Origin of the sequence: Roseomonas sp. AR75 (assembly GCF_005222815.1) — a bacterium.
In the GTDB taxonomy this organism is placed as follows: Bacteria; Pseudomonadota; Alphaproteobacteria; order Acetobacterales; family Acetobacteraceae; genus Falsiroseomonas.
Map to the genome: position 1 here is coordinate 779,013 of NZ_STGB01000001.1, position 25,793 is coordinate 804,805.

Annotated in this window: 23 protein-coding genes and 1 tRNA gene; 10 read left to right on the forward strand and 14 right to left on the reverse strand. The window is 70.8% G+C overall.

What is annotated here, in order from left to right; translation table 11 throughout:
* Nucleotides 1–7: 7 nt before the first annotated feature.
* A complete protein-coding gene (locus E4T13_RS03585; RefSeq protein WP_137176854.1) occupies nt 8–1,702 on the reverse strand; it encodes a DUF6311 domain-containing protein in 1,695 nt (564 codons plus the stop codon).
* 373 nt (nt 1,703–2,075) lie between these two features.
* Between E4T13_RS03585 and E4T13_RS29725 the strand changes: the two genes are divergently transcribed.
* The 3 genes from E4T13_RS29725 to E4T13_RS03595 all read left to right on the forward strand — a co-directional run bounded on the left by E4T13_RS29725 (nt 2,076) and on the right by E4T13_RS03595 (nt 3,468).
* Complete coding sequence (locus E4T13_RS29725) at nt 2,076–2,222, forward strand: hypothetical protein (RefSeq protein ID WP_170984777.1); 147 nt, start codon at nt 2,076–2,078, stop codon at nt 2,220–2,222.
* Nucleotides 2,223–2,330: 108 nt separating this feature from the next.
* Nucleotides 2,331–2,753: a globin family protein gene (locus E4T13_RS30385; protein ID WP_137176855.1), complete on the forward strand. Its 423-nt coding sequence runs from the start codon at nt 2,331–2,333 to the stop codon at nt 2,751–2,753.
* Between the two features lie 55 nt (nt 2,754–2,808).
* A complete protein-coding gene (locus E4T13_RS03595) occupies nt 2,809–3,468 on the forward strand; it encodes a DsbA family oxidoreductase (protein ID WP_170984778.1) in 660 nt (219 codons plus the stop codon).
* Between the two features lie 4 nt (nt 3,469–3,472).
* On the opposite strand, the gene mfd is transcribed toward E4T13_RS03595, so the two are convergent.
* Together mfd and E4T13_RS30390 are read right to left on the reverse strand one after the other, a co-directional pair.
* Nucleotides 3,473–7,063, reverse strand: a complete 3,591-nt coding sequence (mfd, locus tag E4T13_RS03600; protein ID WP_137176856.1) for a transcription-repair coupling factor — start codon at nt 7,061–7,063, stop codon at nt 3,473–3,475.
* Nucleotides 7,064–7,266: 203 nt separating this feature from the next.
* Nucleotides 7,267–7,572, reverse strand: coding sequence for a succinate dehydrogenase assembly factor 2 (locus tag E4T13_RS30390; protein WP_240790970.1), 306 nt, complete (start codon nt 7,570–7,572; stop codon nt 7,267–7,269).
* A 66-nt stretch (nt 7,573–7,638) separates the two neighbouring features.
* On the opposite strand from E4T13_RS30390, the gene recG reads away from it, so the two are divergent.
* The gene (recG, locus tag E4T13_RS03605; protein WP_240790971.1) at nt 7,639–9,738 is read left to right on the forward strand and encodes an ATP-dependent DNA helicase RecG; all 2,100 of its coding nucleotides are present in this window, start codon (nt 7,639–7,641) and stop codon (nt 9,736–9,738) included.
* A gap of 9 nt (nt 9,739–9,747) precedes the next feature.
* Here recG and E4T13_RS03610 read toward each other — a convergent pair whose 3' ends face one another.
* Complete coding sequence (locus E4T13_RS03610; RefSeq protein ID WP_137176858.1) at nt 9,748–10,191, reverse strand: DUF3592 domain-containing protein; 444 nt, start codon at nt 10,189–10,191, stop codon at nt 9,748–9,750.
* Nucleotides 10,192–10,301: 110 nt separating this feature from the next.
* Between E4T13_RS03610 and E4T13_RS03615 the strand changes: the two genes are divergently transcribed.
* The 6 genes from E4T13_RS03615 to E4T13_RS03640 all read left to right on the forward strand — a co-directional run bounded on the left by E4T13_RS03615 (nt 10,302) and on the right by E4T13_RS03640 (nt 15,672).
* Nucleotides 10,302–10,604, forward strand: coding sequence for a SemiSWEET family sugar transporter (locus E4T13_RS03615; RefSeq protein WP_137176859.1), 303 nt, complete (start codon nt 10,302–10,304; stop codon nt 10,602–10,604).
* 111 nt (nt 10,605–10,715) lie between these two features.
* Nucleotides 10,716–11,441, forward strand: coding sequence for an ABC transporter ATP-binding protein (locus tag E4T13_RS03620; protein ID WP_206030060.1), 726 nt, complete (start codon nt 10,716–10,718; stop codon nt 11,439–11,441).
* Between the two features lie 2 nt (nt 11,442–11,443).
* Nucleotides 11,444–12,175, forward strand: coding sequence for an ABC transporter permease subunit (locus tag E4T13_RS03625; RefSeq protein WP_137176860.1), 732 nt, complete (start codon nt 11,444–11,446; stop codon nt 12,173–12,175).
* A 4-nt stretch (nt 12,176–12,179) separates the two neighbouring features.
* A complete protein-coding gene (locus E4T13_RS03630; protein ID WP_137176861.1) occupies nt 12,180–14,138 on the forward strand; it encodes a Gldg family protein in 1,959 nt (652 codons plus the stop codon).
* Entirely contained in the window at nt 14,135–15,229 is a 1,095-nt protein-coding gene (locus E4T13_RS03635; RefSeq protein ID WP_137176862.1) for a DUF4340 domain-containing protein, read from the forward strand. Before E4T13_RS03630 ends, E4T13_RS03635 begins: the two co-directional genes overlap by 4 nt.
* Nucleotides 15,226–15,672 carry an NUDIX hydrolase gene (locus E4T13_RS03640; RefSeq protein WP_240790972.1) on the forward strand — a complete coding sequence of 149 codons (447 nt, stop codon included), beginning with the start codon at nt 15,226–15,228 and terminating at the stop codon, nt 15,670–15,672. Before E4T13_RS03635 ends, E4T13_RS03640 begins: the two co-directional genes overlap by 4 nt.
* Here E4T13_RS03640 and E4T13_RS03645 read toward each other — a convergent pair whose 3' ends face one another.
* The 10 genes from E4T13_RS03645 to gyrA form a co-directional block, all read right to left on the reverse strand.
* A complete protein-coding gene (locus E4T13_RS03645) occupies nt 15,673–17,073 on the reverse strand; it encodes a sigma-54 dependent transcriptional regulator (RefSeq protein ID WP_137176863.1) in 1,401 nt (466 codons plus the stop codon). It lies immediately after the preceding gene.
* Nucleotides 17,066–17,338, reverse strand: coding sequence for a hypothetical protein (locus E4T13_RS03650; protein ID WP_137176864.1), 273 nt, complete (start codon nt 17,336–17,338; stop codon nt 17,066–17,068). Before E4T13_RS03650 ends, E4T13_RS03645 begins: the two co-directional genes overlap by 8 nt.
* An 85-nt stretch (nt 17,339–17,423) precedes the next feature.
* Nucleotides 17,424–18,413, reverse strand: a complete 990-nt coding sequence (gene msrP, locus E4T13_RS03655; protein WP_137176865.1) for a protein-methionine-sulfoxide reductase catalytic subunit MsrP — start codon at nt 18,411–18,413, stop codon at nt 17,424–17,426.
* A gap of 58 nt (nt 18,414–18,471) precedes the next feature.
* A complete protein-coding gene (locus tag E4T13_RS03660) occupies nt 18,472–19,923 on the reverse strand; it encodes a glycosyltransferase family 39 protein (RefSeq protein ID WP_137176866.1) in 1,452 nt (483 codons plus the stop codon).
* A gap of 3 nt (nt 19,924–19,926) precedes the next feature.
* Nucleotides 19,927–21,021, reverse strand: a complete 1,095-nt coding sequence (locus E4T13_RS03665; protein WP_137176867.1) for a glycosyltransferase family 2 protein — start codon at nt 21,019–21,021, stop codon at nt 19,927–19,929.
* 179 nt (nt 21,022–21,200) lie between these two features.
* Nucleotides 21,201–21,273 (reverse strand) — tRNA-Lys (locus tag E4T13_RS03670).
* Between the two features lie 38 nt (nt 21,274–21,311).
* Nucleotides 21,312–21,878, reverse strand: coding sequence for a peptidylprolyl isomerase (locus E4T13_RS03675; protein ID WP_137176868.1), 567 nt, complete (start codon nt 21,876–21,878; stop codon nt 21,312–21,314).
* Nucleotides 21,879–21,944: 66 nt separating this feature from the next.
* Complete coding sequence (locus E4T13_RS03680) at nt 21,945–22,520, reverse strand: peptidylprolyl isomerase (protein ID WP_137176869.1); 576 nt, start codon at nt 22,518–22,520, stop codon at nt 21,945–21,947.
* Nucleotides 22,517–23,038, reverse strand: coding sequence for a pantetheine-phosphate adenylyltransferase (coaD, locus tag E4T13_RS03685; RefSeq protein ID WP_206030061.1), 522 nt, complete (start codon nt 23,036–23,038; stop codon nt 22,517–22,519). Before coaD ends, E4T13_RS03680 begins: the two co-directional genes overlap by 4 nt.
* Nucleotides 23,035–25,770, reverse strand: a complete 2,736-nt coding sequence (gene gyrA / locus E4T13_RS03690; protein WP_170984864.1) for a DNA gyrase subunit A — start codon at nt 25,768–25,770, stop codon at nt 23,035–23,037. The genes coaD and gyrA overlap by 4 nt, the downstream gene beginning before the upstream one ends.
* Between the last annotated feature and the right edge of the window lie 23 nt (nt 25,771–25,793).

Genomic DNA, 25,793 nt, shown 5'->3' on the forward strand with positions numbered 1-25,793 from the left:
GCCCGCGTCAGCGGGCGTGCCAGCCCGGCGCGAAGACAGTGATGCCGTTCACGACCGTCAGAAGGTCGCGCGCGGGATTGGCGAAGCGCGCGGCGCGCTGGCGCATCGCCTCCGTGCGGAGGATGTAGAGCGTGCCGCGCACCCAGCGGCCGGCCACGAACTCGGCGGTGGTGCGCCGGTTCAGGCGCTGCAGCGCATCCTCGTCCACGCGGGAGAGATACACGCTGTCGGTCGGCAGCCTGTGCCTGGCGGCAAAGCGGGCCACCGGCTCCCAATCCGCGCCGAAGTTTGCCGCCGGAACGGCCCGCACCCTGCCGTATCGCAGCGCCGCCTGGGCCCAGAACGGATCGGGCAGCCGGTCGGCGGCCACGCTCGGCGCGGCGGCCACGAGCGCCCGGAAGCGCGCCATGCCGGCATCCACATCCACCAGCTGCAGCAGCAGCGCCGCGGCCAGCACGATCCGCGCACGCCGCTGCGGCAGCCGCGTGGCCACCAGTGCGACGGAAGCGAAGATCGCCGTGTATGCCAGCGGCCAGAAGAACCGCTCCGAGGCGCGGAGCATGTCCGCGAAATGCGCGATGCGGGCCGGCAGGTTGAATTCGAACAGCAGGTGTCCGGCAATCGCCACGCGGTTAGAGATGGCGAAGGCCAGCATGCCCAGCAGCGCCAGAAGCAGCATCGCATGGCGCCGGAGATGCGGCCGCACCCCGCCGCGGAGCGCGAGCCCGAGGCCGATGGCCAGCATCAGCAGGACGCCCGCGCCGAGATAGGAGCCGCCATGCTCCCAGTGCCGGAGCCCCGGCAGCGCCGGCAGCAGCCGGCCCCATTCCACCCCGTCGAAGGGCGCGGTCAGGTCGAACTGGGCATGGCCGTAGTGCACGCCCATCGGCGCGACCTGCCCGCTCACCGTGAAGTAGCCCGCCAGATAAAGGCCGCAGACCCCCGCAAGCGGCACGATCGCCGCCTGCAGCACGGCGCCTGCGAGCCGCCCCGCACGGTGCGTGCGCGTCACGAGGTCCGCGACCCACAGCCCGGAGCACATGGCCAGCACATAGGGGTTCAGCATGGACACCAGGCCGAACAGCCCAGCCCATTGCAGGGTCTGCCTTCGGCCATCCTCCCGCAGGCAGAGCCAGAGCGCCCAGAGCAGCGCCCATTGCGAGGCGAGGGCGAAATGCCCACCGAAGCGATTCAGCAACAGCGGCTGGAAGGCGAAGAGCAGCGCACCCAGCAGGCGCGTGATCGGATCGCGCACCGCCAGCCCGAGCAGCCGCCACGCCAGCCCCGCCTGGAGCACCGCGCAGAGGACCAGCCAAGGCCCCCAATATTGTGGAATGACAACGAGAGGTCGGAGCGCCTTCGCGATGAACGCGGCGGCCGGCACCGCATCGACGTAGAAGATCGCGCTGGAGAGCTCGAGCCCGTAATCCGGGTTCAACCCCGGCGGCCACGCCCAGGCGGACGGCGCGAAGTAGCGCCAGGCCAGCCAGTAGGCCACGGGATCGGGCCCGAGCGTGCCATGCAACAGCCAGCCGGTGTCGCGGATATCGAGAATGCGGGGACCGAGCGTGAGGATCGCCGCGAGGGCGCCGCCCGCCAGGGCCAGGATCCAGCAGAGGCGCGGAGAGGCCAGCAGCGCAGGAAGGCTTGCGCCATCGTGCGGCCGGCCCCCCTGGCCTGCCGCGATCACCTGCGGCCGCACCGAAGGCATCCCTCCCTCGGCGACCGATGAAAGTCCCGCAGAGCCGCCATGTCGGTTGCCCGGGGGATCAGCGGTCAATTCCCGAATCCTTCACCAGGCCGCGTCGCCGCGACAGAACGCGATACGCCAGACACGCCATGCCTCCCTGGTCGTTCTCACGAGTATTTGACGATGAGCTCCGGGAGGCAACCGCCACCCGGTGCCATACCCCGATTGATCGCTGCACAGGATCGGATGACGTTTTCGTGATTCGACGTGGCCGACCTTACGCCGTTGCGCAGGAACCGACGCTGTTCAGCCACAGGACGTCCCGGCCCAGGATGAAACAACCCCAAGTAGACCGATGGCCTTGCCGTCTCTATCTTCCGCGGCCATGTCCGAACCGCCTCGGCGCCGCCGCTTCTGGATCCTGGCTGCCCTGCTTCTGGTGATCGCCGCGGTCGCGGCGGGGCTGACGGTGCACGCCGACCGGCAGCCGCAGCCGGTCATCGTTCCCTACGACCCTCTCCCGCGCTGGTAGCCGGCGACCGGCCGCCACGCGAAACGCGCGAAACACTGTCATCATCGCGCGCAATCCGGCCGACACGGAGCGGCGCGACGCTCGGCCCGTCGAATGGAGGCCAGGGCCATGACACCCGAACAGGTCAAGCAGGTCGAGAAGACGTTCCGCATCATCGCGCCGCTCAGCGAGATGGCGGCGGCCATCTTCTATGAACGCCTCTTCGCCCTGGACCCGGCCCTCTACCGACTGTTCCGCCACGTGGACATGGGCACCCAGGGGGGCAAGCTGATGGACGCCATCGGCTTCGTCGTCGACAACCTGCGCGATCCGCGGTCATTGCTGCCGACGGTTGCGGAACTCGGCCGGCGCCATGCAGGCTACGGCGTGCTGCCCGGCCACTACGACACCGTCCGGACCGCGCTGCTGGACACCCTGGCGGAGGGGCTGGGCGAAGGCTTCACCCCGCCGGTCCGCGAGGCCTGGGCCAGCGCCTACGCGCTGCTGGCCGCGACCATGCAGGAGGCCGCGGCGCCGGCGAAGGCGGCGTGAAGTCCCCGTCCTCCTTCCCTTCGCCCTGGCCGCGCCAGCCTGCTATCCTGCGCCGGTGAACGTTCTCGCCCCGCCGCGGTCCCGGCTGCAGATCGAGGTCGTGTTCGACCTCGTCTGCCCCTGGTGCTATCTCGGCACCCATCGGCTGCGCCGGACGCTGAGGTCGCGACCCGACCTTGCGGCGGATATCGCCTGGCGCCCCTTCCTCCTGAACCCCGACATCGCCCCGGGCGGCCTGGCGCGGCAGGACTACCTGATGCGCAAGTTCGGCGGCGAGGAGCGTGCCCGGCGCCTGCACGCGACCATCGCGGAGCTTGGCCGGGTGGAGGGGCTGCGATTCGCCTTCGATCGAATCCGTCGCATCCCGCCCTCTCTGGACGCGCATCGGCTGGTGCGGATGGCGGACCGCCAGGGGCTCGCCGATGCAGCCGTGGAAGCGGTGTTCCGCTCCTATTTCCAGGAGGGGCTCGATATCGGCGACCAGGATATGCTGGCCGCCATCGCCGGCAGCATCGGGATGGACCCGCAGGCCACGCGCCGCGCGCTGGCGAGCGTGCAGGAGGCGGAAGCGGTGCATGCCGACAACCTCCGCGCGCACCGCCTGGGGATCAACGGCGTCCCCTGCTTCGTCGTTCAGGGCCGCCACGCCATCGCCGGCGCGCAGGAGCCGGAGGTGCTGGAACGGCTGCTGGACGTGGCGCTGGTGGAGGGATAGCGGTCTACCGCTTCCACCGCCCCGGGAAGGGTATCGGCTTCGTCACCGCGCCCTTCGGCGCCGGTGGGACGATGGTGGGGCGGAACACGCTCTTCTTCGGTGGCGCCGCGGCGGGCTTGGGCGGCGGGGCCGCGGCCTTCGGCGGCGTCGGCGAGGCCGGCACGCGGCCCTGCGCCACCTCGGCCAGGGCGGCCAGCAGCCGCCGCGCCTCCCGCACGCGGGCCTCGAAGGGCATCTCCTGCGAGAAGGCGAGCTTGTGGTCCGGCCGCAGCTTCACGGCCGCACCCTGCCCCGCCACCCACTGCACCAGTGCCGCCGGATCGGCGAAGCGGTTGCCGCGGAAGCCGAGGACGATCCCCTTCGGCCCGACATCCACCTTCTCGACCCCCGCGGCGCGGCAGAGCGACTTCAGGAACACCACCTGCAGCAGCGTCTCGGCCTCCGGCGGCAGCTTGCCGAAGCGGTCGGCGAGCTCGGCGGCCATCGCCTCGATCTCCGCCTCGTTCTGCAGCGCGCCGATGCGGCGATAGAGGCCGAGGCGCACGGGCAGGTCGCGCACATAGGCCTCGGGCAGCATCACCGGCAGGCCGAGATTGATCTGCGGCGTCCATTCGCGGTCGTCCAGCGCTCCCTTGTCGCCGCCATGCTTCAGCTCGTTCACCGCCTCCTCCAGCATCTGCTGGTAGAGCTCGATGCCGACCTCGCGGATATGGCCGGACTGCTCGTCGCCCAGCAGGTTGCCGGCGCCGCGGATGTCGAGGTCGTGGGACGCGAGGGTGAAGCCGGCGCCGAGGTTGTCGAGCGTCTGCATCACCTCCAGCCGCTTCTCCGCGGCTGGGCTCAAGCGATGCGTCTGCGGCCAGGTGAGATAGGCATAGCCCCGCTGCTTGCCGCGTCCGACGCGCCCGCGAAGCTGATACAGCTGCGCCAGGCCGAACATGTCGGCGCGATGGATCACCAGCGTGTTCACCGCCGCCATGTCGAGCCCGCTTTCCACGATGTTGGTGGAGAGCAGGATGTCGTGCTTCTGGTCGCCGAACTCGGTCATCACCCGTTCCAGCTCGGTGGGTGAAAGGCGACCATGCGCCTCCGCCACGCGCGCTTCCGGCACGATCTCCGCCAGGCGCCCGCGCACCTTTGGCAGGTCCTCGAGCCTGGGCACGACGCAGAAGACCTGGCCGCCGCGGAAGCGCTCGCGCTGGATCGCCTCGCGCAGCACGACGCCGTCCCAGGGCATGATGAAGGTGCGCACGGCAAGCCGGTCCACCGGCGGCGTCGCGATCACGCTCATCTCGCGCACGCCGGTGAGTGCGAGTTGCAGGGTGCGCGGAATGGGCGTCGCGGTCAGCGTCAGCACATGCACGTCGGATTTCAGCGCCTTCAGCCGTTCCTTGTGGGCAACGCCGAAATGCTGTTCCTCGTCCACGATCACCAGGCCGAGATCGGCGAATTCCACCCCCTTGGCCAGCAGGGCATGCGTGCCGACGACGATGTTGATCGAGCCGTCCTTGAGCCCTTCCTTCACCGCCGCCGCATCCTTCGGCGTCACCATCCGCGACAGCTGCGCGACCTTCACGGGCAGGCCCTCGAAGCGCCTGGTGAAGGTGCGGGTGTGCTGCCGCGACAGCAGCGTGGTCGGCACCACCACCGCCACCTGCGCGCCGGTCATCGCCACGCAGAAGGCGGCGCGTAGCGCGACCTCGGTCTTGCCGAAGCCGACATCGCCGCAGATGAGGCGGTCCATCGGCTTGCCGGCCGAGAGATCCTCCAGCACGTCGGCGATGGCGCGCTGCTGGTCGTCGGTCTCGGCGAAGGGGAAGCGGGCGCAGAACTCGTCCCAGGCGCCCTCGGGCGGCATGGCCGCGATGGCCTGCCGTGTCGCGCGCTCCGCCGCCACCTTGATCAGCGCCGCGGCCATGTCGGCGATGCGCTGCTTGGCCTTCGCCTTGCGCGCCTGCCAGGAGCCGCCGCCGAGCTTGTCCAGCGCGACGCCTGCCGTCTCGCTGCCGAAGCGCGAGAGGATCTCGATGTTCTCGACCGGCAGGAACAGCTTGTCGCCGCCGTCATACACCAGGCGCAGGCATTCATGCGGCGCGCCGGAGACCTCGATCGTCTCCAGCCCGTCATAGCGGCCGATGCCGTGGTCCTGGTGGACGACGAGGTCGCCCTCGGCGATCTCGGTCGCGTCCGCGATGAACTGGTCGGCGCGACGCCGCCGGCGCGGCGGTCGGGCGATGCGTTCGCCGAGCAGGTCCTGCTCGCCGGTCACGACGATGTCGGGGGCGACGAAACCGCGCTCCACGCCGAGGACAGCCAGGCCCACCGCGCCTTTCGCCAGCTTCTGAAGCTGGAGGAAATCCTCGACGGGCTCGCTGGCAACGCCGTTCTCGCGGAGCAGGTTTCCGAGTCTCTCGCGGCTGCCGCGCGTCCAGGCCGCGAGCAGCGGTCGGTGCCCGCGCGCGGCCATTGCCTTCGCGTGCTCGCCATAGGCCGCGAAGACGTTGTTCCCCTCCGCCCGCACATCGGCGAAGAGGCGGCCGGGCCGGCCGCCCGCATCCACCACGCCCGGCAGGTCGGAGGCCGGCGCGAAGGGAACGAAGCGCATCACCACGGGCTCGGCGAGCATCGCCTCCCACGCGTCGAGATCGAGATAGAGCCGGTCCGGCGGCGCCGGGCGGTAGGGCACCTCCCCTTCCCGCGTGCCGCCGCGCCGCGCCTCGTAATGGTCGGCGATCATCTCCATGCGCACGGCGAGTGCATCGTCGGCCTGGTTGTCGAAGCTGACGGTGGCGTTGGCGCCGAGATGGTCGAGCAGCGTCTCCATGCCGTCGTGGAACAGCCCGGCCCAATGCTCCATGCCCGGATGCTTCCGGCCGGCGGAGATGGACACGTAGAGCGGGTCCTCCGCCGCGGCCGCGCCGAACAGCTCGCGATACGCGGTGCGGAAGCGGGAGATGGACGCGGCGTCGAGGAAGATCTCGCCGACGGGCCGCAGCGTCAGCCCGTCCAGCCGTTCGCCGCTCCGCTGGGTCGCGGTGTCGAAGCGCCGAAGGTCCTCGATCTCGTCGCCGAACAGGTCGAGGCGGACGGGGTCGGATTCCCCGGCAGGGAACAGATCCACGATGCCGCCGCGCATGGCGTATTCGCCGTGCTCCATCACCGTGCCAGTGCGGTGGTAGCCATTGGCCTCGAGGAAGGCCGCCATCTGCTGCGGGTCCTGCCGCCCGCCGCGCTTCAGGGCGAGCGTCGCGCCGCCGAAGGCCGCGCGCGGCGGCACCTTCTGCACCAGGGCGTTGACGGTGGTCAGCAGGATGCGCGGCGTCGGCGTCTTCTCCGCCAGCCGCGTGAGGGTCGCGACGCGCTCGGCGACGATCTCCGGATTGGGTGAGGCGCGGTCGTAGGGCAGGCAATCCCAGGCGGGGAAGCGCAACACCTCGAAGTGTGGGGCGAAGAAGGCCAGCGCCTCCGCCATCCGCGCCATGCGGGCATCGTCGCGGCAGACATGCAGCACCGGGTTGCGCGTCTCCGCTCGGCGGCGGGCCAGCAGCAGCGCGTCAAATCCTTCGGGCGCGCCGTGGACGAGGATCGTGTCCATCTAGATAGGCGCCCTGCCTGCAAGCCCCTCTCCACCCGCAGGGGGGAGAGGGTTGGGTGAGGGGGGCGCACAGACCGAGACAGCCCACGCCATCATGCGCTGCGCGCAGCCCCCCTCACCTGCTCCGCCTAGGCGCTGCGCGCCGAGGCTGCGCGATCCTCTCCCCCCTACGGGGGGAGAGGGATGAAGCTGAGGACGATGCATCAGCGCAGCTCCGGCGGCACGCCCGCGCCCGTGCCGCCGCATTCCAGCGCCATGCGCTCCAGCATCGGCGTGGTGACATGGGCTGGGATGGCGCGGCGGCCGGAGAGCCAGTCGGCCAGGTCCACGTCGGGCAGTTCCAGCACGGCTTCCAGCTCGTCCAGTTCGCCCTCGGTGAACCCGGCGATGTTGCGCTTCACGAAGCCGCCGATCATCAGGTCGGCCTCCTTCGTGCCGCGGTGCCAGGCGCGGAACAGCAGGCGCTTGCGGCGGGGAGAGAGGGTGTCGGGATCTGTCTCGTCGGGCATGTCGGCTTGAGGGCTTGTCAGTGCGATATAGGGGGGCATGGGAATCCTGTCAGCCCGACGCGGGACATGGCTGAATTGACCGACGCGGACAGCGCCGCGGGGTTGCTCGCGCCGCTCGAGAGCCTGGAAGGCGTCGGCCCCACCCTCGCCCGCCTGCTGGAGGAAGCCACGGGCGGCGACCGCGTGCTGGACCTGCTGCTGCACCTGCCCGAGCGGGTCGTCATCCGCCGCCGCGTGGCGAGCCCGGAGGAAGCGCCGCTCGACCAGGATTGCGTGCTGGAGGTGGAGGTGAAGAGCCTGCGCGCGGCGCGCGCCCGCTCCACCGGCCGGCCCTATGTCGAGGTGAAGGCGGTCTCGGGCGGCTGGCCGCTGACGATCCGCTACATGAACGGCCGCCTGCCCTGGATCCAGAAGCTGCTGCCGGCCAGCTCCTTCCGATTCCTCGCCGGGCGGGTGCTGGCGGAGGGCAGCCGCGGCTGGGCCATGCTCAACCCGCTCAGCGCGGAACGGCCGGATGCGCTGCCGTTGGTGGAGCCCGTCTGGCCCCTGGTGCGCGACCTGACGCCGAAGCGGCTGCGCGGCGCGATGGAGGCCGCGCTGGGCCGGCTGCATCCGATGCCGGAATGGGCCGACGTGCCGCTGCTAAAGCGGGAGGGCTGGCCCGCCTTCGATGTCGCCATCCGCACCCTGCAACGCCCGACGGGGCCCCTGCCCCATGCGCCGCGGCGGCGACTGGCCTATGACGAGTTGCTGGCCAGCCAGGTGGCCATCGCGCTGGTGCGGCGGCGCCAACGCAACCGGCCGGGCCGTGCCCTGCCCGGCACGGGCGATCTGCAGGACAAGGCGCTCGCCGCCTTCGGCCACGAGCTCACCCCCGGCCAGGCGCAGGCGCTGGCGGAGATCGGCGCCGAGATGGCAGCGCCGCGGCGGATGCTGCGGCTGCTGCAGGGCGATGTCGGCGCCGGCAAGACGCTGGTCGCGGTGCTGGCGATGCTGCGCGCGGTGGAGTCCGGCGCGCAGGGCGCACTGATGGCGCCGACCGAGCTGCTGGCGCGCCAGCACCTGCGCACCCTTGTGAAGCTCTGCCACCCCGCCGGGGTCGAGGTCCGGCTGCTGACCGGCTCCATCAAGGGCGCCGAGCGGAAGGAGGTGCTGCGCGGCCTCGCCTCCGGCCGCATCGGCATCGTCGTCGGCACCCATGCGCTGTTCCAGGATGCGGTGGCTTTCCACGACCTCGGCCTCGCGATCGTGGACGAGCAGCACCGTTTCGGCGTGGCGCAGCGGCTGATGCTGGCCAACAAGGGCCGCGACGCCGACATGCTGGTGATGACCGCGACCCCCATCCCCCGCACGCTGCTGCTGACGCAATGGGGCGAGATGGCCGTCTCCCGCCTGGAAGGGAAGCCGGCCGGTCGCCAGCCCATCACCACCCGCATCGTCTCCCAGGAGCGCCTGCCCGACGTAGTCGAGCGGCTGGGAGAGGCGCTGGCGCGCGGGGAGCGCGCCTATTGGGTGGTGCGCGCCATCTCCGGCGGGGAGAGCGACGATTCCGTCGCCGCCGAGGATCGCTTCGCGGAGCTGTCCGCCCGCTTCCCTGGCCAGGTCGGCATGGCGCATGGCCTGCAGGAGATGCCGATCCGCGAACAGGCGCTGGCCGATTTCGCCGCCGGGCGCACGAAGCTGCTGGTCGCGACCACCGTGGTCGAGGTCGGCGTGGACGTGCCGGAGGCGACGATCATGCTGATCGAGCAGGCCGAACGCTTCGGCCTCGCCGCGCTGCACCAGTTGCGCGGGCGGGTCGGGCGCGGATCGAAACCCTCATCCTGCCTGCTGGTGCATTCCGAGGGCCTCTCCGACTCCGAGAAGCGCCGCCTGCTGGTGCTGCGCGACACGGAGGATGGCTTTCTGATCGCCGAGGAGGACCTCCGCACCCGCGGCGGTGGCGACGTGCTGCGGGAGAGGCAATCGGGCATGCAGGGCGGCCGCCTGCTCGATCCGCGCGAAGACCCCGACGAGTTCGGGCGCCTGACCCAGATCGCGCATCGCGACGCCCAGGCGCTGCTGGACCGTGACCCGGAACTGGCCTCGCCGCGCGGCCAGGCGGCGCTGACTCTGCTGGCGTTGTTCGGGCACGACCCGACGCTGGCGCGGCTGGATGCGGGCTGAGGCGCCGGTTCAGGACGTGCCGTGGCTGATGACGGTGATCGCAAAGCCCACGGCTGCGATGACGCCGGCGAAGATGAACCAGGGCAGCGCCTGGCTTTCCGGCGTCTCGCCTGCCAAGCGGCTCACCGACGGATCGGCGCGGTCGTAGAAGACCTCGATCGTGTCGCCCGGTATCTTCGTCGTGATCGGCGCCGGCGACATCCGTTCGCCCTGATGCGTCACGCCCGCCAACGTGTATTCCCAGCCGAGCACATATTCGCGGTCCAGACGCTGCGCGGGCTGGGCTTCATCCTGGCGGAACTCGTCGTTCACCATCCGCAACTGCGTCTGGTTGCGCACCACCCGCGCGCCGATCGGCGCCAGCCGCGCTGCGCGCCGCCGCTCCGCCACCACGATGACAAGACCGCGCGCCGTCACCGCTGCCGCGAGGATGAAGGCGATGAGGCCGATCATGGCGCGCTCTCCCGTCGCCCGCAGCGTTGCGCGACACGCCGGGGCGGAGCAAGCACGAAACGACTCCGGCCGGACGCAACCTGCGGGCGCGCGGCGTGTTTGGCGGCTCCATGGATCCCGCCAGCCTCGTCGGCTACGCCGCCACGCTTTGCTCGGTCACGAGCTTCGTCCCGCAGGCCTGGAAGGTGATCCGCACGCGGGAGACCGCGGCGATCTCGCTGCGCATGTATGCGATCACCGTACTGGGCTTCGCGCTCTGGCTCACCTATGGCGTGCTGCTGGGGCAGTGGCCGCTGATCCTGACGAACGGGATCTGCCTGCTGCTCTCGGGCTTCATCCTGACCATGAAGCTGCTGCCGCGGGGACGGCGGCGGGCCGTCGCCGCGGCGTTGGACCCGGCCCAGGGCGGCTGAGCAGGGCGTAACGCCCCGCAACACTCCGCAAATTCCCGGTTCCCGCCCAGGGGTTGCAACCCCCGCGCGGCACGCTTAATCGCCGCAGCCGGGGAACTCTGGGGACCGGCCTTGACCGCCTTGATCGAGATCGAGCGCCTGACCAAGCGCTTCGGGGCCTTCACGGCCGTGGACGATGTCTCCTTCACCGTGTCGAAGGGCGAGGTGCTGGGCTTCCTCGGCCCGAACGGCGCGGGCAAGTCCACCACCATGCGCATGCTAGCCGGCTTCATGACGCCGACCGCCGGCACCGCGCGCATCTGCGGCGACGACGTGGTGGACAGGCCCGTCGCCGCCAGGCGCCATCTCGGCTTCCTGCCGGAAGGCGCGCCGACCTATCCCGAGATGACCGTGACGGGCTTTCTGCGCTTCTGCGGCCGCGCCCGCGGATTCCATGGCGCGGCGCTGACCGGCCGCGTCGGCCGCGCAATGGAGCTGACCCAGCTCGACAGCGTTCGGCTGCAACCGGTCGAGACGCTGTCCAAGGGCTTCAAGCGCCGCGTGGGCCTCGCGGCCGCGCTGCTGCACGATCCGCCCGTGCTGGTGCTCGATGAGCCCACCGACGGCCTCGATCCCAACCAGAAGCATGAGGTGCGCAACCTGATCCGCGCCATGGCGCCGGAGAAGGCGATCATCATCTCCACCCACATCCTGGAGGAGGTGGCGGCGGTCTGCACCCGCGCCATCGTCATCGCCAAGGGCCGCGTGGTGGCCGATGCGAAGCCGGCCGAACTCGCCACGCGCGGGCCGAGCATGGAAGCGGTGTTCCGCGACCTCACGCTGAGGGAGGCAGCCTGACCATGGGCGGCGTCCTCACCGTCTTCCGCCGCGAGCTGGCGGGCTATTTCGCGACCCCGGTCGCCTATGTGTTCATCGTCATCTTCCTGGTGATGGCGGGCGCGCTGACCTTCACGCTCGGCAATTTCTTCACGCGCGGCCAGGCCGACCTGCAGCCCTTCTTCACCTTCGTCCCCTGGCTGTTCCTGTTCCTGGTGCCGGCGCTGACCATGCGGCTCTGGGCCGAGGAACGCCGGCTCGGCACGATCGAGCTGCTGCTCACGCTGCCCATCGCCCAGTGGCAGGCGGTCGTCGGAAAATTCCTGGCGGCCTGGGCCTTCTGCGCCATCGCGCTGGCGCTGACCTTCCCGCTGGTGATCACCGTCAACCTGCTGGGCCAGCCGGACAACGGCGTGATCGCCACGGGCTATCTCGGCTGCCTGATGGTCGCCGGCGCCTTCCTGGCAGTCGGCGCCGCGATCTCCGCGCTCACCAAGAACCAGGTGATCGCCTTCGTCCTCGCCGTCGCGGCCTGCTTCTTCCTCACCGCCGCGGGCACGCCCGTGGTGACGGAGTTCCTCTCCCAGCGGCTCCCGCAACTGGCGGACATCGCTCGGGCGATCAGCGTGACCGACCGGCTGGGTGGCTTCTCGCGCGGCGTGATCTCGGCGCGGGACGTGGTGTTCTTCGCCACCTTCATCGGCTTCTTCCTCTTCGCCAACACCGTCGCGGTGGACCAGAGGAAGGCGGACTGATCCCATGAGCAGCACCACCTCTTCCGCACCGGCCGCGCACCCTGGTTCTGCCGCTCCGCGGCGGGGCAAGCGCGGCCTCTCCGCCCTGGTCGCGCTGGTCCTGGCGGCGGCGCTGGCCGTCGGCGTGAACATGCTGGCCGACCGGCTGCTGCCCAGCGCGCGGCTCGATCTCACGCAGAACCGGCTTTACACCCTTTCGGACGGGACCGCGCAGGTGCTGCGCGGGCTGGACGACCCGATCACGCTGCGCCTGTTCTATTCGCGCCGCCTCGGCGCGGCGATCCCGGCCTATGGCGCCTATGCCGACCGCGTGCGGGCGATGCTCGACGAATACGTCGCGGTCGCGAACGGCAAGGTTCGGCTCGAGGTGCTGGACCCCGAGCCTTTCAGCGAGACCGAGGACCGCGCCCAGGCGCTCGGCCTGCAGGGCGTGCCGGTGGACCAGTCCGGCGAGCAGGTCTGGTTCGGCCTGGTCGGCACCAACCTGCTGGACGACGAGCGGACCATCCCCTTCTTCCAGCCGGATCGCGAGCGCTTCCTCGAATACGACCTGACGCGGCTGGTGTGGGAATTGTCGAACCCGACGCGCCCCGTGCTCGGCGTGATGTCCTCGCTGCCGCTGAATGGCGATCCGCGCGCGCTGATGATGCGCCAGCCCGGCGTCGGCCAGCCCTATGTCGTGATGAACCAGCTGCGGCAGTTCTACACGGTGCGCGACGTGGCGCTGGATGCGCAGGTGATCGAACCGGACGTGCAGGTGCTGCTGGTGGCGCAGGCACAGAACCTCTCCGACGCCACGCAATACGCGATCGACCAGTTCGTCATGCGCGGCGGGCGGCTGATCGTGATGGTGGACCCGCACAGCGAGAGCCAGGCGGCGCGCGCCATGCCGGGCCAGCCGCCGCCGACCGACACCTCCTCCCAGCTCGACCGCCTGTTGAATGCCTGGGGCATCGACGCGCCGCATGACAAGGTGGTGCTGGACCAGCGCGGCGCCTGGCGCGTGCGTTCCGACGCGCGCGACCGGGTGCAGGCGGTGGACTACCTCGCCTGGTTCAACGTGCCGCAGGCGGGCCTCTCCAGCACGGAGATCGCGACCGCGCAGTTGTCGCAGGTGACCGTCGCCTCCGCCGGCGCGGTGAGCAAGCGCGACGGCGCCGCCATCGAGTTCATCCCGCTGATCACCAGCAGCGAGCGGTCTGAGATGGTGGATGCCGCGCGCGTCCGCACGGAGCCGAGCCCGACGCGCCTGCTGGCCTCCTTCGCGCCGGACGGGAAGTCCCGCGTGATCGCGGCGCGGGTGCGCGGCCAGCTCAATTCGGCCTTCGAAGGCCCGCCGCCGCCGCCCGAGGGGGCGGAGCGCCCGGCCGATTTCCCGGCGCATCGCGCGCGCACCGAAGGGCCGGCGAATTTCATCGTGGCGAATGATTCCGACATCCTGGAGGACCGCTTCTGGGTCCGCGTGCAGGATTTCTTCGGCCAGCAGGTGACGACGCCCTTCAGCGACAACGGCGCCTTCGTCATCAACCTGGCCGACACGATGGCCGGCGGCGAGGCGCTGGTCGGGCTGCGCTCCCGCGGCGAGTCCCAACGACCTTTCGAGATGGTGGAGGACATCCGTCGCGGCGCGGAAGCGCAGTTCCGCCAGACCGAGCGCACCCTGCAGGAGCGGCTGGAAGCCACCGAGCGCCGCCTGCGCGAGCTGCGCCAGGGCCCGCAAGGCCAGCAGGCCAATGCGGTGATCACGCCGGAGCAGCGCGCCGAGATCGACCGTGCGCGCGAGGAGATCCGCCGGACCCGTGGGGAACTGCGCCAGGTGCAGCTCGAGCTGCGGCGCGACATCGAGGGGCTGGAGACGCGCCTTCGCCTGCTGAACATCGTGCTGGTGCCGGCACTGCTGACGCTCTTCGCGATCGGGCTGGGCATCATCCGGGCGCGCAGGCGATCGGGGGCGCGCGCATGAATCGCCGAACCATCCTGCTGCTCGGTGTCGCCGCCGCCGCCACGGTCGGCGGGGCGATGATGCTCACGCCGAACCGCACGGAGAACCCGCGCCCCGGCAGCGATCCCCTTGCCTTCCCCGGGCTTGCGCCGCGGCTGGCCAATGCCGCGCGGATCGAGGTGACGCGGCATGACGGCACGCTCACCGTCAATCGCGCCGGCGATGTCTGGGTGCTGCCATCCAAGGCCGACCACCCCGTGCGGCCGGAGAAGGTTCGCGAATTGCTCGTCGGCCTGACCGAGCTGCGGCTGACCGAGCCACGCACCGCGAACCCCGAACTGCTGGAACGGCTCGGCGTCGAGGACCCGACGCAGGCAGGCGCGACCTCCTCGCTGCTCAAGGTGCTGGATGCGCAGGGCGGCGTGATCGCGGAGCTGATCATCGGCCGGCGACGGATGCGCGTGCAGGGCAACGTGCCGGAAAGCGTCTATGTGCGCCGCCCCGGCGAGACTCAGGCCTGGCTTGCGGAAGGCCGGCTGCCGATCGATTCGGACCCCAATCTCTGGATCGACCGCGACATCGCCAACATCCCGCGCGAACGCGTCCGCGCTGCCGAGATCGAGCGCGTGGGCGAGCCGCGCCTGGTGCTGCGTCGCGGCGGGGAGCCGGATGGCCGCATGGCCGTGACGGAGCCCGCGGAGACCCCGCCGCTCGACGAGATCAGCCTGGACGAGGTCGGCCGCGCCTTCGAGTTCCTGACCTTCCTCGATGTCAGGCAGGCCGCTGACATGCCCGGCGAGAAGCTCGGCGAGTCCCGTTTCGAGTTGACGGACGGGCTGCGCGTCGGCGTCGTCGCGCACAAGGACGGCGACAATGTCTGGGTGCGGCTCGCCGCCGAGGGCAGCGAGGAGGCGCAGCGCCTCGATGCGCGCTGGCGCGGCTGGGCGTACCAGGTGGGCCAGTGGAAGGAGAAGGCCTTCATGCCGCGCCTGGCCGACCTGGTGAAGGAACAGCGCGAGGCGCCCGCGCAGCAGCCGGCCGCACCGGCGGAACCACCCGCCGCGGCTCCGGCCCAGGACGCGCCGGCACAGCCGGCCCAGCAGCCGAATTGACGACCAATCCGCGGGAGAACCCGACGCGGCCCTGGGTGGGCATCGGCGTGCTGGTCTTCCGCGGGCCCGATGTGCTTCTGGTGCGGCGCGGCCGGCCGCCACGCCAGGGCGAGTGGTCCCTGCCCGGCGGCGCGCAGCGCCTCGGCGAACGTGCCGAGGAGACGGCGCGGCGCGAGTTGCGCGAGGAAGCCGGCGTGGAGGTCGGCGCGCTCGACCTTCTGGCGGTGGTGGATGCGATCACCCCCGGGGAGGCCGGAGCCGGCCCGCGCTTCCACTACACGATCATCGACTTCCTGGCGCCGTGGCTGTCGGGCGAGCCGCGCCCCGGCGGCGACGTGACAGCGGTCGCCTGGTGCGACAGCGCCCGGCCCGAGCCCTTCGATCTCTGGCCGGAAGCGCTGCGCGTCATCGGCTTGGCGCGGCGGCGCCTCGGCCTCGACTGATCACGCCGCGCTCTCGCCCCAGGAGGCGCGCTTGCGGTAGAGCGTCGAGGGGCTGACGCCCAGGAAGGCCGCGGCCTTGGGGATATTGCCGTCGCACAGCAGCACGGCACGCTCGATCGCCTCGCGCTCGACATCGGCAAGCGGGCGGATCAGCCGCGCGGGATCGCCGGTCATTGGCAGCGGCGCGACGGGCGCGGGCGTCGGCGGGGCGGAAGGCGCAGGCAAGGCGGCGGCGCGCAGCGGCAGCATCGCCGCTTCCACCCGCTCGCCGCTGTTCAGCACGACCGCAGTGCGGACTACGTTCTCCAGCTCGCGGACATTGCCGGGCCAGCGATGCGCCAGCAGCGCGGCCTTTGCCTCCTCCGTGAAGCCGCGGAACGCCTTGCCTTCCTCGGCGGCGCTGCGGGCCAGCATTGCCTCCGCAATGGCGACCACGTCCTCGCCGCGCTCGCGCAGCGGCGGCAGGCGCACGGGCACGACATGCAGCCGGTAGTACAGGTCCTCGCGAAAGCGCCCGGCCTTCACCTCCTCCAGCGGGTCGCGGTTGGTGGCGCAGACGAAGCGCACATCGGTGCGCCGCACCTGCGTGCTGCCGACGGGCTGGAAGGTGCCGGACTGGATGAAGCGCAGCAGCTTGCCCTGAAGCGAGAGATCCATCTCGCAGAGCTCGTCGAGGAACAGCGTGCCGCCATCGGCCGCCTGCGCCGCGCCGATGCGATCCGCCACCGCGCCGGTGAAGGCGCCGCGGACATGGCCGAAGATCTCGCTCTCGATCAGGTCGCGCGGGATGGCGGCGCAGTTGATGGCGATGAAGGGCCCGGCCCGGCGCGGCGAGAGGTTGTGAACCGCCTCGGCCGCCAGTTCCTTGCCGGTGCCGCTCTCGCCGGTGATGAACACCGTCGCGCGCGACTGCGCCGCCGTCTCCAGCACGCGATAGACTGCCTGCATCGCCGGCGCGGCGCCGACGAAGCCCTGGAAGCCGCTGCGCGCGCGCCCGGCCGTCAGGTCGCGGACCTCGCGCTTCAGCGCGGCGCGTTCCAGCGCGTTCGCGAGCGTGACGGCCAGCCGTTCCGCGGCGAAAGGCTTCACCAGGAAGTCCGCGGCGCCGCCGCGCATCGCCTCCACCGCCGTGGCCACGCTGCCATGCGCGGTCATCACCACCACGGCGATGTCAGGGTTCTGCCGCCGCAACTCCCGCAGCACGGAAAGCCCGTCGCCATCCGGCAGGCGCACATCCAGCAGCACCGCGTCCGGCGGATCGGCCGCCGCAAGCTTCACGGCTTCGGCCGCGGTGCGCGCATGTTCCGCGGCATGCCCCGCGCTGCGAAGGTATTCGGCATAGACCGCCGCGAGCGAGGCGGTGTCTTCCACCAGCAGCACGCGGGCGCGCGGCTCAGCCATGGCGCCTCCGCCGGCGGCGCAGGATGCCGATGACCAGCAGCAGGTCCCCGAGAATGAAGGGGATCAGCCAGGCCGGCGCGGTCAGCGCCGGCAGGAACACCAAATCCCACAGTTCCGGCGCGATCCGCCGCTGCACGCCGGCCTGCAGCGTGTTCAGGAAGGCCGGATAGAGCTGGAAGATCACGCCGCCGAGGGGTGCCCAGGGGCCGAACCAGATGGCAATGCCGCAGGCCAGGGCCAGCAGCATCACGCCAACCACCATCATGTGCCGCCTCCGGCGGGCCGCATCGGATTCAGACCTCCGGTGCTCGGCGCGTCCCGCGCCTGCGCCCTCCGGCCATCCGATGCGATCACGCCCAGAGCCGTTCGTTCTGCAGGTTGGTGTAGAGCGAGGCGACGAACTCGCCATAGCCGTTGAAGAGCTGCGTCGGCACGCGCTCACCGCTGCCGATCAGCCGCTCGCTGGCCTGGCTCCAGCGGGGATGCGGCACTTCCGGGTTCACATTGGCCCAGAAGCCGTATTCGCTGCCTTGCAGCGTTTCCCAGAAGCTCTTGGGGCGCTGGTCCGTCAGGGTGATGCGCGCGAGCGACTTGCCGGATTTGAAGCCGTATTTCCAGGGGAAGGCCACGCGCAGCGGGCCGCCATTCTGCGGCGGCAGCGGCTTGCCGTAGATGCCCATGACCATGAAGGTCAGCTCGTTGGCGGCTTCCTCGATGGTGCAGCCCTCGATATGCGGCCAGGGGTACCAGCTCTGCCGCAGGCCCACCATGGAATCCGGCCGCTGCGCCGTCTCGAAGCGCACATACTTGGCCGAGCCGAGCGGCTTCACGATCTCCAGCAGCTTGGAGAGCTGGAAGCCGGTCCAGGGCACGGTCATCGCCCAGGCCTCGACGCAACGCAGGCGATAGACGCGCTCCTCCAGCCCGATGCGCTTCATGAGGTCGTCCACGTCGAACTCACCGGGCTGCTCGACCATGCCGTCCACCTTCACGGTCCAGGGGCGCGTCGGCATGCGCAGCGCGGTCGGCCAGATGTCCTTGTTCGATCCGAATTCGTAGAAGTTGTTGTAGGTGACGGGCTCGCGCTCCCCGGTGATGGCGCGACCGGGCTGGTAGCGCGTGTTGCGCATCGCCGGCGGCAGGTCGGGGATGTCGGCGGGATTGCGCTGCCAGGGATCGCCCGACTCGCGCCGGCCGAACAGCCATTGCGCCTGCGCTTCCAGCGAGATCATGGCGCCGGCGCCGGCGGCGAGCATCAGCGAGCGGCGCTTCAGCGCAACCGGCTCGGGTGTTGCGGCGCTTTCGGGCAATTCCCAGCCCCGCTTGCGATGTATGCGCATGATCGTCTCCGCGGTCCGGTGGCCTTCCCGGATAAGGTTCGGTCGGCTTCACCCCGCGTCAAGGCTCGGGGCGGGGCAGGAGGGCAGTGGCCGGCTGGTCCGGCCGGGTCTCGGCGCGGAAGACGCGGTAGCGCTCCGCCTCGATGCCCCTGCGGGCACGCACCAGCGATCCCTCGGCGCGCGGGACAGGCTCGGCCTGCGGCCAGTCCGGCGCACTGTCACGCCGTTCGCTCTGCACCAGCAAGCCGGTTACGCCCGGGCGGGGCTGCGGCAGGTTGAAAAGCGTCCATCTGGGATTCAGCGCCATGACAGGCACGCCAGGCGGCAACCGCAGCGCGAGTTGCGCCGCGAGGCCGTATTCCTCCGCAGCGACGAAGGCCGCGCCGAGCCGCTCGCGTTCCGCCTCGACCGCGGTCGCGAAGTCGTCCCAGCCGCCGAGGCGCGCCAGCGTCGGATCCAGCCGACGCGGCAGGGGAATGGGTGCGAAGGCGGATTGCACATAGGCCGCGAGCGCCAGCACCGCGCCGAGCGCAAGCGCTGGCCGGCGCCAGCCTATCAGGCGGCGCGGCGTGAAGGCGGCCGCGGCGATGCACGCGGCGGGATAGAGGATGGCGGGCCAGTTGCCCTGCACGCGGCTGCCGGTGGCCTGCCACAGGAAGATCGCCGTGCCGGGCAGCACCATCGCGGTCAGCAGCGCCGCGCCGGCATCGCCCCGCCGCCACCACGCCGCCACCGCCAGGCCCAGCCCGGCGCAGCACAGGATGAAGATCGGCGGCGTTGCCAAGCCGAACTGGCCGCCCACCAGCTCGCCGAGGTAGCGGAGCGTCACGCCGGGCGTGTCCACCCCTGCCCTGCCGCCCTGCTTGGCGAAGCTCGCCCAGCCATGCGCGGCGTTCCAGGCGATGACAGGCGAAAAGACCAGCAACGCGAGCACGCCGCCGACATATAGCCGCCAGTCGCGCCACCAGCGCCAGGCGGGGCGGCAGGCGGCAAGCCAGGCGACCGCGCCCGCCCCGAGCAGCGCGGCGGTGTATTTCGAGAGCAACGCCAGGCCGCAGAACAGCCCGAAGGCGAGCCACCAGCGCCCATCGCCATCCGCGTGAACCCGCGTGAGCGCCCAGAGCGCCGCGCACCAGAACACCAGCAGCGGCGTGTCCGGCGTGGCGAGGATGCCGCCCACGCCGACGATCAGCGTGGCGTTGAACAGCGCCGCCGCCCAGGCGCCCGGCCGCTGCGCGGGAAACAGCCGGTTCGCGCCGTCCGCCAGCATCAGGCTGGCGACCGCCAGCCCGATCGGGCCGAGCAGGCGGATGCCGAGTGCATTCTCGCCGACCAGCAAGGTGCCCGCGCGGATGAAGAAGGCGATCATCGGCGGGTGGTCGAGATAGCCGGGCTGCAGCACGCGCGACCAGACCCAGTAATACGCCTCGTCGGGCGCCAACGGCGTGACGCCCGCAACGACCAGCCGCAGTGCGGTGACCGCCAGCAGTGCAAGCAGCCACGGATTCATCCGTCAGCGCGCCCGCCACACCAGGGTCGAGGACACCGCATAGTTCCAGACCACCGTGATCAGCGCGCCCGCCGCCCCCGCCAGGCCCCAGGCCAGCACGCCGTCGCGCACCAGGACGCTGGCAATGCCCACATTCGCCGCCGCGCCGATGCCGCAGACCAAATAGAACAGCACCAGGCCACGCCACAGCGCGGCGCCGCGCAGCCGCGCATCGCGATAGGTGATGCGGTTGTTCAGCACGAAATTCGCCGTCATCGCGACCAGCGTCGCGCCCCATTGCGCCGGGCCGAAGGCGAAGCCGGCCGAGACGAGCAACGCCAGCGCGGCCATGTGGACCAGGACGCCGATCGCGCCGACGGCCGCGAAGGCGACGAAGCGCAGCGGCACCAGGCCGCCCGTCGCCTTGTCCAGCAGCAGGCCGCCGAATTCCATCAGCACCGTGGCGTCGAGCTTCGAATCGCCATGCTCCCGCGCGCGGAAGGCGTAGGGGATCTCCACCACCGCCACCGTCTTCGGCACGGTCAGCAGCAGGTCGAGCAGGATCTTGAAGCCCCGGCCGGTCAGGCGCGGCGCCGCCTGCTCCACCAGCTCGCGCCGCAGCAGGAAGAAACCGCTCATCGGATCGGCGACCCGCACCGGCAGCAGCGCCTGCGCCAGCCGCGTGCCCGCATCGGAGAGCGCGCCGCGCGCCGCCGAGAATCCGTCCGCGGCGGCGCCGCCCGCGACATGGCGCGAGCCGATGGCGATGTCCGCGCCCTGCTCCACCGCGCGAAGCATGGCCGGAAGGATGGTCTCGTCATGCTGCAGGTCGCCATCCATCACGGCGACGAAGGGGGACGAGACGGAGAGCATCCCCTCGATGCTGGCCGAGGCCAGGCCGCGCCGGCCGACCCGGCGGATGCAGCGGACGCGCGGGTCGCGCGCGGCGATGGCGCGCACGGCAGCCGCGGTGCCATCCGGGCTGTCGTCATCCACGAACACCGCTTCCCAGGCGATGCCGGCAAGCGCCGCATCCAGCCGCTCCACCATCGGCACGACATTGGCGGCTTCGCGGTAGACGGGGATGACGACGGAGAGTTGTGCGGGGCGGAGGGTCATGACCACACGCCGATATGCCGACCTGGAAAGTTCAACGAGATGGCGGCTGCCACAGGCAGCCGAGCCGCCGAATGGCGGCCGCCGCCGGTGCGGCGAGCCAAGCGGCCGAAGGCCGCGCCCGGCGCCTGAGGGCACCCAAAACGGATCACTTCATCGTCCATCTTCGATGGACGATGAAGTGAGCCCGGTGGGACTCGAACCCACGACCCCATGATTAAAAGTCACGTGCTCTACCGGCTGAGCTACGGGCTCGTCCTGCCGCGCGCGACGGTCCCGCGGCGGCGGGCGCTTTAGGCGTCCGCGGCGGGGGCGCTGTCAACCCCGGCGGCACCTTCCGCCGGCTTCTCGGGCTCGGCAGCCGGCGCGGCGGCGCCGACCTTCATCGACTGCACGACATCCGGCTCCCGCACGATCCCGTTCGGGCCGCCGCCCCGCTTGATCTTGTCGACCACGTCCATGCCCGACACGACGCGGCCCCAGATGGTATACTGACCGTCCAGGCTCGAAGCCGGGGCGAACATGATGAAGAACTGGCTGTTCGCGCTGTTCGGGTTGTTGGTGCGCGCCATGCCGCATGTCCCGCGGACGAAGCGCGCCTTGCCCGGCGGGCTGAATTCCGCCGGCAGGTCCGGCATGTCCGAACCGCCGGTGCCGGTGCCGGTGGGATCGCCGCCCTGGGCCATGAAGCCGTCGATCACCCGGTGGAAGGGCGTGCCGTCATAGAAGCCGCGCGCGGCGAGCGCCTTGATCTGCTCGACATGCTTCGGCGCAAGGTCGGGCAGCAGTTCGATCGTGACCGTCCCGTCCTTGAGCTCGAGCAGCAGCGTGTTCTCGGGGGCGGGGCTCGTTTCGCTCATCGGTACGATCCTGCACTGGGGCGCCGGCATATCGCACACCGACGCAAATGTTGCACCCAAATAGGCTCAGCCTTGGTCGGCCGCCACCCGCATGCGGCGGATACGGTCGGGCGGCGGCGGGACGATGCCGCTCTGGCCGACGCCACGCTTTATCTTGTCCACCGCGTCCATCCCGGAAACCACCCTTCCCCAGATGGTGTACTGGCCGTCCAGGAACGGCGCCGGGGCGAACATGATGAAGAACTGGCTGTTCGCCGTGTTCGGATCCTGCGTGCGGGCCATGCCGCAGGTGCCGCGCAGGAAGCGCGCCCGACTGGGCGGGGAGAACTCGGCCGGCAGGTTCGGCAGCGGGGACCCGCCGGTGCCCGTGCCCGTGGGATCGCCGCCCTGGGCCATGAAGCCCTCGATCACGCGATGGAAGGCGGTGCCGTTGTAGAAGCCCTGCCGCGTCAGGGTGCGGATGCGCTCCACATGCCTCGGCGCGAGTTCCGGCAGCATCAGGATGCGCACCTCGCCGTCCTTCAGCTCCATCACCAGCGTATTCTCGGGGTTGGTCGGCTGGGCGACGGCGAGACGCGGCGCGACCGCCGGCAGGGCGAGCGCCGCGCCGAGCAGCGCACGGCGGCGGAACGGAAGGATCATTCGGCGGCGTCCTTGTGCTTGCGCACGCGGGCGAGCGTGCGTTCGAGGGTGAGCGCGGGGACGAAGCTGGAGATGTCGCCCCCGAGCATCGCGATCTCCTTCACGAAGCGCGAGGAGATGAACTGGTTCGTCTCGCTGGCCATCAGGAAGACGGTCTCGATCTCCGGGTCCAGGCGGCGGTTCATGCCGGTCATCTGGAATTCGTAGTCGAAATCGGTGACGGCGCGCAGGCCGCGCAGGATCATCTGCGCGCCCACCTCCTTGGCGAAGCCGATCAGCAGGCCGGTGAAGGGCTGCACCACCACATCGCAGCCGGTGCGGGCGGCGATGCGCTGCGTCTCGTTGCGGACGAGCTCGACCCGTTCCTCCAGCGGAAACAGCGGCCCCTTCCCTGCATTGATGGCGACACCGACCACCAGCCTGTCCAGCAGCCGCGCGCCGCGGCCGATGACATCCAGATGGCCGTTCGTCACCGGGTCGAAGGTGCCGGGATAGAGGCCGATGCGCTGCATGCTCATTGCGTGTCGGGTTCCGTTGTCCCCGCGCCGTTGTCCTCGGCGGCGCCGTTCTCGCCATTCTCGCCGTTGGATGGCGCCTCGTCCTCCATCACGGGGAAGCAGGAGGTGACGCGCTCGCCATCGTCCAGGCGCAGCAGCGTGACGCCCTGCGCGGTGCGGCCGGTGATGCGCACCTGGTCGGCCGGAAGGCGGATCAGGCGGCCGGCATCGGTCACCAGCATCACGTCGTCGCCGGAGCGCACCGGGAAGGTGGCCACGACCTCCCGCCCTGTGCGTGGCGTGAGGGTGATGCCGGTGATGCCCTGCCCGCCGCGACCGGTCACGCGGTATTCGTAGGCCGAACTGCGCTTGCCGAAGCCGCGGTCGGTGACCGTCAGCACCACCTCCTCCGCCGCTTCCATCGCGTCGAGCTTCTCCTGCGGCACGACCTCTTCCTCGACCGCCTCGCCCACCGCTTCGACCACCGGTCCCTCGGTGCCGTTCGGCTCGGCCACGTCCTCTCCGGCCGCGCGACGCTTCTGGGTGGCCCAGCGGAGGTAGGTCAGGCGCTCGCCCGGGCTCGCCTCGACATGGCGCAGCACGGCCAGCGAGATCACCGCATCGTCGCCCAGCAGGCGCAGCCCGCGCACGCCGGTGCTGTCGCGCCCGGCGAAAACGCGCAGCGTGTCGCTCTCCGCCTGGAAGCGGATGGCACGGCCGCGGCGCGAGCCGAGCATCACGTCATCGCCTTCACGACAGGTCGCGACACCGATCAGGCTGTCCCCCTCGTCCAGCTTCATCGCGATCAGCCCGACGGCGCGCACGTTGCGGAAGTCCGACAGCTTGTTGCGCCGGACATTGCCGCCGGCCGTGGCGAAGACGAGATGGAGGTTCTCCCACAGGGTCTCGTCCTGGGGCAGCGGCAGCACCGCGGTGACGGATTCCTCGGCCTGCAGTTGCAGCACCTGGCGCAGGCTGCGCCCGCGCCCGGTCGCGCCGCCTTCCGGCAACTGCCAGACCTTCTCGCGGAAGGCCATGCCGCGGCTGGTGAAGAACAGCACCCATTGATGGGTGTGGGCGACAAAGGAGCGGACGACGATGTCGTCCTCGCGCCGTCCTGCCGCGCTGCGGCCACGGCCGCCACGGTTCTGCGCGCGGAACACGTCGAGCCCGGTGCGCTTGACATAGCCGTCGCGCGTGATGGTGACGACCATCACGCCCGGCTCGATCAGGCTCTCATCGTCCTGGTCGGCGATGCCGTCCACGATCTCCGTCATGCGCGGCGTCGCGATCTGCGCGCGCACGGCCAGCAGTTCCTGCGCCATCAGCTCCAGCCGGCGGGGGCGGGAGCCCAGGATCTCCAGCAACTCGCGGATCGACGCGCCGACCTCGGACAGCTCCTGCGCAATCTTCTCGCGCTCCAGCCCGGTCAGGCGCTGCAGCCGCAGGTCCAGGATGCCGCGCGCCTGGTCCTCGGTCAGTCGGACCGTACCGGCCTCGGTCAGCATGTTGCGGTGGTCGTCCACCAGCGCGAGCAGCGGGCCGATATCGGCCGCGGGCCAGTCGCGTGCCATCAGCGCGACGCGGGCAGCGGCCGCATCGGGTGCGGCGCGGATCAGCGCGATCACCTCGTCGATGTTCGCCACCGCCACGGCCAGGCCGATCAGGGTGTGGCCGCGGTCGCGCGCCTTGTTCAGGCGGAAGCGGCTGCGCCGGCTGATCACCTCCTCGCGGAACCGGATGAAGGCCAGCAGCGCGTCCTTCAGCCCCATCTGCTTCGGCCGCCCCTCGTCGAGCGCGACGAAGTTCACGCCGAAGGAGGTCTGGAGCTGCGTGAAGCGGTAGAGCTGGTTCAGCACGACTTCCGGCGTCGCGTCCTTCTTCAGCTCAACGACGATGCGCAGCCCGTCCCGGTCGCTCTCGTCGCGCAGGTCGGAGATGCCCTCGATCGCCTTAGCGCGGACGAGCTCCGCGATCTTCTCGATCAGGTTCGCCTTGTTGACCTGGTAGGGGATTTCGCTGACCACGATCATGGACCGCCCGCCGCGCATCTCCTCGATCGCGGCGCGGGCGCGCAGCGGAATGGAGCCGCGGCCCGTCTCGAAGGCGGAGCGGATGCCGGCACGGCCGAGGATCAGCCCGCCCGTCGGGAAGTCCGGGCCGGGGATGATGCGCATGAGGTCTTGCAGCGAGGTGTCCGGCTCCTCGATCAGCTTCAGCGTGGCGTCGATCACCTCGCCCGGATTGTGGGTGGGGATGTTCGTCGCCATGCCCACCGCGATGCCGCCCGCGCCGTTCACCAGGAGGTTCGGATAGGCGGCCGGCAGCACACGCGGCTCCTCGGCCGATTCGTCGTAATTCGCGACGAAGTCGACCGTGTCCTCCTCGATGCCTTCCAGCAGGGCGGCGGCGGAGCGCGCCAGGCGGACCTCGGTGTAGCGCATCGCCGCGGGCGCATCGCCATCCATGCTGCCGAAGTTGCCCTGGCCGTCGATCAGCGGCACGCGCATGGAGAAGGGCTGCGCCATCCGCACCATCGCGTCGTAGATCGCGCTGTCGCCATGCGGGTGGTACTTGCCCATGACGTCGCCGACGACGCGCGCCGATTTCCGGTGCGGCTTGTCGAAGGTATAGCCGGCCTCGTGCATGGCAAACAGGATGCGCCGGTGCACCGGCTTCAGCCCGTCCCGCGCATCCGGCAACGCGCGCGAGACGATGACGGACATCGCATAGTCCAGGTAGGACCGCCGCATCTCCTCCTCGAGCCCGACGGGCG

Excerpts from the sequence above, each read along its gene's own strand:
- E4T13_RS03610 (WP_137176858.1), bottom strand. The coding sequence starts at position 10,191 with ATGATCGGCCTCATCGCCTTCATCCTCGCGGCAGCGGTGACGGCGCGC.
- E4T13_RS30390 (WP_240790970.1), bottom strand. The coding sequence starts at position 7,572 with ATGCCCGACGAGACAGATCCCGACACCCTCTCTCCCCGCCGCAAGCGC.
- E4T13_RS03680 (WP_137176869.1), bottom strand. The coding sequence starts at position 22,520 with ATGATCCTTCCGTTCCGCCGCCGTGCGCTGCTCGGCGCGGCGCTCGCC.
- E4T13_RS03645 (WP_137176863.1), bottom strand. The coding sequence starts at position 17,073 with ATGGCTGAGCCGCGCGCCCGCGTGCTGCTGGTGGAAGACACCGCCTCG.
- E4T13_RS03635 (WP_137176862.1), top strand. The coding sequence starts at position 14,135 with ATGAATCGCCGAACCATCCTGCTGCTCGGTGTCGCCGCCGCCGCCACG.
- E4T13_RS30385 (WP_137176855.1), top strand. The coding sequence starts at position 2,331 with ATGACACCCGAACAGGTCAAGCAGGTCGAGAAGACGTTCCGCATCATC.
- E4T13_RS29725 (WP_170984777.1), top strand. The coding sequence starts at position 2,076 with ATGTCCGAACCGCCTCGGCGCCGCCGCTTCTGGATCCTGGCTGCCCTG.
- E4T13_RS03625 (WP_137176860.1), top strand. The coding sequence starts at position 11,444 with ATGGGCGGCGTCCTCACCGTCTTCCGCCGCGAGCTGGCGGGCTATTTC.
- E4T13_RS03615 (WP_137176859.1), top strand. The coding sequence starts at position 10,302 with ATGGATCCCGCCAGCCTCGTCGGCTACGCCGCCACGCTTTGCTCGGTC.
- recG (WP_240790971.1), top strand. The coding sequence starts at position 7,639 with ATGGCTGAATTGACCGACGCGGACAGCGCCGCGGGGTTGCTCGCGCCG.
- E4T13_RS03660 (WP_137176866.1), bottom strand. The coding sequence starts at position 19,923 with ATGAATCCGTGGCTGCTTGCACTGCTGGCGGTCACCGCACTGCGGCTG.
- E4T13_RS03665 (WP_137176867.1), bottom strand. The coding sequence starts at position 21,021 with ATGACCCTCCGCCCCGCACAACTCTCCGTCGTCATCCCCGTCTACCGC.
- msrP (WP_137176865.1), bottom strand. The coding sequence starts at position 18,413 with ATGCGCATACATCGCAAGCGGGGCTGGGAATTGCCCGAAAGCGCCGCA.
- mfd (WP_137176856.1), bottom strand. The coding sequence starts at position 7,063 with ATGGACACGATCCTCGTCCACGGCGCGCCCGAAGGATTTGACGCGCTG.
- E4T13_RS03650 (WP_137176864.1), bottom strand. The coding sequence starts at position 17,338 with ATGATGGTGGTTGGCGTGATGCTGCTGGCCCTGGCCTGCGGCATTGCC.
- gyrA (WP_170984864.1), bottom strand. The coding sequence starts at position 25,770 with ATGCGGCGGTCCTACCTGGACTATGCGATGTCCGTCATCGTCTCGCGC.
- E4T13_RS03630 (WP_137176861.1), top strand. The coding sequence starts at position 12,180 with ATGAGCAGCACCACCTCTTCCGCACCGGCCGCGCACCCTGGTTCTGCC.
- coaD (WP_206030061.1), bottom strand. The coding sequence starts at position 23,038 with ATGAGCATGCAGCGCATCGGCCTCTATCCCGGCACCTTCGACCCGGTG.
- E4T13_RS03675 (WP_137176868.1), bottom strand. The coding sequence starts at position 21,878 with ATGAGCGAAACGAGCCCCGCCCCCGAGAACACGCTGCTGCTCGAGCTC.